The organism is Streptomyces sp. MK7 (assembly GCF_032658145.1).
Lineage (GTDB): Bacteria > Actinomycetota > Actinomycetes > Streptomycetales > Streptomycetaceae > Streptomyces > Streptomyces spiralis.
Map to the genome: position 1 here is coordinate 21524 of NZ_JAVACL010000065.1, position 6144 is coordinate 27667.

Here is a 6144-nt window from a genome sequence, read left to right on the forward strand (position 1 = left end):
GTCAGTGCACCGGTTTGAGCGGCAGCAGGGCGCTGATGCGGAAGCCTCCACCGGGGCGCGGGCCCGCGTCCAGGGTGCCGCCGACCATGCCGACGCGTTCGCGCATGCCGATCAGGCCGTGGCCCTGCCCGTCGGCGCCGCCGTCCTCGTACATCTCGTGCGGGGCGCCCTTGCCGTCGTCCTCGACGAGCAGGCCCAGGCCGTCGTCGAAGTAGACCAGGCGCACGCTCGCACCCGCGTTCGGCCCGCCGTGCTTGCGGGTGTTGGTCAGGGCCTCCTGCACGATGCGGTACGCCGTCAGCTCGACGCCGCTGGGCAGGGGACGCGGGGTGCCCTCGATCCGGAAGTCGACGGGCAGTCCCGAGCTCCGGCACTGCTCGACCAGCTCCTTGATCTGCTCCACGTCGGGCTGCGGCACGTACTCGCCGCCCTCCTGGTGCTCGCCGGTGCGCAGCACGCCGAGCAGACGGCGCATCTCCGCGAGCGCCTGACGGCCGGTGGAGGAGATGGTCTCCAGGGCCTTCTTCGCCTGGTCGGGGGCGGCGTCGAGGACGTAGGCGGCGCCGTCGGCCTGCACCACCATCACCGACACGTTGTGCGCCACCACGTCGTGCAGCTCGCGCGCGATCCGGGCGCGCTCGGCGGCCACCGCGACCTTGGCCTGCGCCTCGCGCTCCTTCTCCAGACGGGCCGCGCGCTCCTCCAGCTGGGCGAAGTAGGCGCGGCGGGTGCGCATGGAGTCGCCGAGCACCCAGGCGAGGGCGAAGGGGACCGTCTGGAAGACGGCTATCGCGGCCTGCCCGGCGAAGGTGTCGTGCACGGCCGGCCAGCGCATCTGCGCCAGGGTCGCCGCGAACAGGCTGACGACGAGCGCGAGCCGGGAGGCCCAGCGCGCGCCGACCGCGGCCACCGTGAAGGTGATCACCAGCATGGCGAAGTCGGCGACTGTCGTCTCGATGTCCAGGATCAGCTGGGCCAGCCCGGTCGCGAAGGCCAGCAGCAGCATCGGCTCCGGGAACCGGCGGCGCAGCGCGACGACGACGCACAGGACGGCGGACACCGCAAGCCCCGGGCCGATGGGCATGTGGTGGCCGGGCGCCCCGTTGATGCTGAACACGCTCACGCCGGAGATCCCGAACAGGACGACGGCCCAGAAGGCGTCGACCCATGTCGGGTGCCTGCGGAGGAAGTCATAGAGGCGCTGCACGTAACCCAGAGTAGGGAAGCGGGATAGGTGCAGGGGTCAACCGGAGGGCCGATCCGGACTCGGCCCTCGTACTCCCCAAGGTGGAGGCACTGATCACCTGTGCGCCTAGTCTGGCGGTGTGACGAACGGGACAGCGGACGGCTCCACGACGCGCGCGACGGGCCGCACGGCGGACCGCACGGCCGGCGAGTGGCGCGGCTGGCGGGCGGCGGCCGAGGAGGCCCTGTACGGGCCGGACGGCTTCTACCGGCGCCCCGAGGGGCCGGCCGGGCACTTCCGTACGTCCGTGCACGCCTCGTCGCTGTTCGCGGCGGCCGTGGCACGTCTGCTGTGCCGGGTCGACGAGCTGCTGGGGCGCCCGGTGGAGCTCGGTTTCGTGGACATGGCGGCCGGGCGGGGCGAGCTGGCCGCCGGGGTGCTCGCCGCGCTGCCCGCCGAGGCGGCCTCCCGCGCGCGCGTGTTCGCGGTCGAGATCGCCGGGCGGCCGACGGGCCTCGATCACCGGATCGAGTGGCTGAGCGAGCCCCCGGAGCGGCTCACCGGGCTGCTGTTCGCCAACGAGTGGCTGGACAACGTGCCGGTGGAGGTGGCCGAGGTGGACGCGGCGGGCGTGCCCCGGCACGTCCTCGTCCGGCGGGACGGCACCGAGCGGCTCGGGGAGCCGGTGTCGGGAGCGGAGGCCGCGTGGCTGGCGCGCTGGTGGCCACTGCCGCCCGAGCCGGGCCTGCGCGCCGAGATCGGGCTGCCCCGGGACGCCGTCTGGGCCGCCGCGGTCTCCCGGGTCGAGCGGGGCCTCGCGGTCGCCGTCGACTACGCGCACCTGGCCGGGGCCCGGCCGCCCTTCGGGACGCTCACCGGTTTCCGTGAGGGGCGGGAGACGGCACCCGTGCCGGACGGCTCGTGCGACATCACGGCGCATGTCGCCCTGGACGCGTGCGCCGTCGCGCTCCCCGGCGCACGCCTGTGCTCCCAGCGCGAGGCGCTGCGCGCCCTCGGGGTCAGCGGCGCACGCCCTCCCCTCTCGCTCGCCTCCACGCGCCCCTCGGAGTATGTACGCGCCCTCGCGAGCGCCGGTGAGGCCGCCGAGCTCACCGCGGCGGGCGGCCTCGGCGACTTCGGCTGGCTGCTCCAGCCGGTCGGGACCGCGGACCCGCTCCCCGGGATCACGGACCCGCTGTCCGGATGAGCGACCGCGCCGGGAGACCGGTGCCCTACTTGTCGATGTCCCCGACCACGAAGAACATCGACCCCAGGATCGCCACCATGTCCGCGACCAGCGTCCCCGGCAGCAGCTCGGTCAGGGCCTGGATGTTGTTGTACGACGCCGAGCGCAGCTTCAGCCGGTACGGGGTCTTGTCGCCCTTGCTGACCAGGTAGTAGCCGTTGATGCCGAGCGGGTTCTCGGTCCATGCGTAGGTGTGCCCCTCGGGGGCCTTGAGCACCTTCGGCAGCCGCTGGTTGATCGGGCCGGGCGGCAGCTCGGCCAGCCGGTCCAGGCAGGCGTCGGCCAGGTCCAGCGCGTTGTGGGTCTGCTCCAGCAGGCACTCGAACCGGGCGAGGCAGTCACCCTCCCGCCGGGTCACCACCTTGAGCGTGTCCGCCAGCTCCCCGTACGCCAGGTACGGCTCGTCGCGGCGCAGGTCGAAGTCGACGCCCGAGGCGCGCGCGATGGGCCCGCTCACGCCGTAGGCGTGCACGGTCTCCGGCGCCAGCTCCCCCACGCCCCGCGTACGCCCCCGGAAGATCTCGTTGCCGAGCACCAGGTCGTCGAAGACGTCCATGCGCGACCGCACGGCGGCGACGGCGGCACGCGCGCGCGTGGCCCACCCGGCGGGCAGGTCCTCCTTGAGCCCGCCGACCCGGTTGAACATGTAGTGCATCCGGCCGCCGGAGACCTCCTCCATGACGTTCTGGAGGATCTCCCGCTCCCGGAAGGCGTAGAAGACCGGGGTGATGCCGCCCAGCTCCAGCGGATAGGAGCCGAGGAACATCAGGTGGTTGAGCACCCGGTTCAGCTCCGCGAGCAGCGTGCGCGTCCACACCGCGCGCGCGGGGACCTCCATGCCGAGCATCCGCTCCACGGCGAGGACCACGCCCAGCTCGTTCGAGAACGCCGACAGCCAGTCGTGCCGGTTGGCGAGCATGATGATCTGGCGGTAGTCCCGCGCCTCGAACAGCTTCTCCGCGCCGCGGTGCATATAGCCGATCACCGGCTCCGCACGCCTGATGCGCTCGCCGTCCAGCACCAGCTTCAGCCGCAGCACGCCGTGCGTGGACGGATGCTGCGGTCCGATGTTGAGCACCATGTCGGTGCTCTCCGCGGCGCCGCCGATCCCGACCATGGTCTCCGTCGTAGGAGTCATGGACACAGTCTTACGTACGTACGCTTGCCGCATGGAAACGGGGAGCCCGGACGACGAGCGGGCGGCAGGGGCCGGGCCCGAGTGGACCGCACTGCCGCCGGGACTGCTGCGGATGCGCCGGCTGCTGCTGGTGGTGTGGCTGGGCCCGCTCGCCCTGGCCGTGGGGGTGCTGCTCGGTGCCATGGCCGGGCCCGCCTGGTCGGCCTTCGCACTGCTGCCGCTGGCGCTGCTGGCCTGGGGCTGGGTGCTGCTGGGCCGCAACTGGCGCTCCTGGCGCTACGCCGAGCGCGCCGACGACCTGCTGATCAGCCGGGGTGTGCTGTGGCGCGAGGAGACCGTCGTGCCGTACGGGCGGATGCAGCTGGTCGAGGTGACCTCCGGGCCCGTGGAACGGCACTTCGGGCTGGCCACCGTACAGCTGCACACGGCGGCGGCCGCGACCGACGCGACCATCCCCGGCCTCGACCCCGCCGAGGCGGAACGGCTGCGCGACCGGCTCACCCGGCTCGGCGAGGCACGATCGGCGGGGCTGTGACGGCGGACGAGGGCGACGGGACCGACGTCGAGGCCGTGGACAGGGGCGACGAGACCGTGAGCCTGGACGAGCCCGGTGTGATCGAGCGGCGGCTGCATCCCGTGACACCGCTCAGGCGTGCGTGGGCGCCGGTCGCCGTGCTCGCCGGGTGGGCGGTGCACGACCCCAGCCAGGCGCAGCAGCAGCTGACGCGGCTGACGACGACCATGCTGCTGGCCGGGCTCGCGGTGCTCCTCCCGGCGGCCGCCCTGTACGGCTTCCTGTCCTGGTGGTTCACGCACTTCGCGGTGACCGACACCGAACTGCGCATCCGCACCGGCCTGTTGTTCCGCCGCACCGCGCACATCCGGCTGGAGCGGATCCAGGCCGTCGACGTCACCCGGCCGCTGCTCGCACGCGTCGCGGGGGTGGCCAAGCTGAAGCTGGACGTCATAGGGACGGACAAGAAGGACGAACTCGCCTTCCTCGGCGAGGACGAGGCCCGTGCCCTGCGCGCCGAACTGCTCGCGCGGGCCGCCGGTTTCGCTCCCGAGACCGCGCACGAGGTCGGCGAGGCGCCCGCGCGGGAGCTCGTCCGCGTACCCGCGCGCGTGATCGCGCTCTCACTGCTGCTGATCGGCGCGACCTGGGGCTCGTTGCTCACCGCCGTCGCCGTACCGCCGCTGGTGTGGCTGGGCACCCACAGCCTGTGGACGGTGCTGGCCGTCGCGGTGCCGCTGTTCGGCGGGGCCGTGACGAGCAGCGCCGGGCGCTTCGTCGGCGCCTACGACTGGACGGTGAGCGAGTCGCCCGACGGGCTGCGCATCGACCGGGGCCTGCTCGACCGCACACACGAGACGGTGCCGCCGGGGCGGGTGCAGACCGTGCGGATCGTGGAGCCGCTGCTGTGGCGGCGGCTCGGCTGGGTGCGGGTGGAGCTGGACGTGGCCGGGTCGTCGAACTCGGTGCTGCTGCCGGTCGCTCCGCGCGGGATCGCCGAGTCGGTGATCGCGCGTGTGCTGCCCGGAGTGGCGGTGCCGGAGGCCTCCTCCCTGGTACGGCCCCCGCGGCGCGCCCGGTGGTGCACGCCGGTGTGGTGGCGCGGGCACGGGATCGCCGTCACCGACGCGGTGTTCGCCGCCCGGCACGGGCTGCTGCGGCGGCGGCTCGCGCTCGTCCCGCACGCCAAGGTGCAGAGCGTACGGCTCACGCAGGGGCCCTGGGAGCGGGCGTGGCGGGTCGCCGACGTGCACGTGGACACGGGCGCGAACAAGACCGTCACGGCACGCCTGCGGGACGCCGAGGAGGCGGCCCGGCTGCTGCGGGCACAGGCGGAACGGTCACGGACCGGACGGCGCGAGGCCCGGCCGGACCGGTGGATGCAGCGGTGATGCAAGGGTGACGCAGGGGCGAGGCAGCGGTAAGGGGCGTGGCCCAGGTGCCACGCCCCTTACTCGCGCCGCTCTGTTCGGTTCTCCGGTGGGCTGCCCGCCTCAGGACGCCGCGGTGCGCAGACCCTGGAGGTCGATCTGCTCCGTCTCGTCGTGCGCCGTCAGGTCGATGACCTGACCCACGCCGTGGGCGTCGGCGCCGGCCCGCTTGTACTGCGACTCGGACTCGGCCTTGTGCAGGGCGAGGGCCTCCTGGCCCACGACGTCGGCCAGGTCCTCGTTCTGGACGGCCTCCAGGGCGGTGGACGGCGACCCCTTCTTCGTGTTCTTCGTGCCGAAGAAGTCGAACCCGCCTTCGACCACCGGGCGCCGCGCGGGCGCGGCCGGCACGACGGCCACGGCGGTCGGCACGGTGAAGTGGCCGGTGGGCTGCTGTCCGGCGGGCCTGCCCCGCGCGGGCGGCTCGGGCGTCGCGATCGTTGTCTCGGCATCAGCAGTGACCGCCGTGGTCGCCTCGGGAGCCGCCGCGGTCGCCGTGGCCGTCCCGGTCTCGGCCTCGGTCCGCCCGGCGGACCCGCCCGGCTCGCGCTCGCCCGCCTCGGTCGTCGGGGTGGGGGGCGCGCGGGCGGGGGCGGGGGGCGCCCCCCGCGGGCCCCGGGGGTGGTGCGC

General features: G+C 74.0%; 5 protein-coding genes and 1 pseudogene. 3 read left to right on the top strand and 3 right to left on the bottom strand.

Annotation, left to right across the window (positions count from 1 at the left end; all coding sequences use genetic code 11):
* Position 1: 1 nt before the first annotated feature.
* Positions 2–1207, bottom strand: a complete 1206-nt coding sequence (locus R2S09_RS36875; RefSeq protein ID WP_306188622.1) for a sensor histidine kinase — start codon at positions 1205–1207, stop codon at positions 2–4.
* Between the two features lie 118 nt (positions 1208–1325).
* Here R2S09_RS36875 and R2S09_RS36880 point away from each other — a divergent pair, with 118 nt between their 5' ends.
* Positions 1326–2393 (top strand): SAM-dependent methyltransferase, encoded by a 1068-nt coding sequence (locus R2S09_RS36880; RefSeq protein WP_372337709.1) that lies wholly within the window; start codon positions 1326–1328, stop codon positions 2391–2393.
* Positions 2394–2418: 25 nt separating this feature from the next.
* Here R2S09_RS36880 and R2S09_RS36885 read toward each other — a convergent pair whose 3' ends face one another.
* A complete protein-coding gene (locus R2S09_RS36885) occupies positions 2419–3570 on the bottom strand; it encodes an NADH-quinone oxidoreductase subunit D (RefSeq protein ID WP_306188623.1) in 1152 nt (383 codons plus the stop codon).
* A 31-nt stretch (positions 3571–3601) separates the two neighbouring features.
* Here R2S09_RS36885 and R2S09_RS36890 point away from each other — a divergent pair, with 31 nt between their 5' ends.
* Both R2S09_RS36890 and R2S09_RS36895 read left to right on the top strand, forming a co-directional pair.
* Positions 3602–4105, top strand: a complete 504-nt coding sequence (locus tag R2S09_RS36890) for a PH domain-containing protein (RefSeq protein WP_306188625.1) — start codon at positions 3602–3604, stop codon at positions 4103–4105.
* Positions 4106–4140: 35 nt separating this feature from the next.
* A complete protein-coding gene (locus tag R2S09_RS36895) occupies positions 4141–5475 on the top strand; it encodes a PH domain-containing protein (protein WP_316745558.1) in 1335 nt (444 codons plus the stop codon).
* Between the two features lie 102 nt (positions 5476–5577).
* On the opposite strand, the pseudogene R2S09_RS36900 reads toward R2S09_RS36895, so the two are convergent.
* Positions 5578–6144, bottom strand: a pseudogene (locus tag R2S09_RS36900) (hypothetical protein); the annotation flags it as partial.

Bases quoted from the DNA above. Each gene is read 5' to 3' on its own strand.
- R2S09_RS36885 (WP_306188623.1), bottom strand. From the start codon at position 3,570: ATGACTCCTACGACGGAGACCATGGTCGGGATCGGCGGCGCCGCGGAG.
- R2S09_RS36890 (WP_306188625.1), top strand. From the start codon at position 3,602: ATGGAAACGGGGAGCCCGGACGACGAGCGGGCGGCAGGGGCCGGGCCC.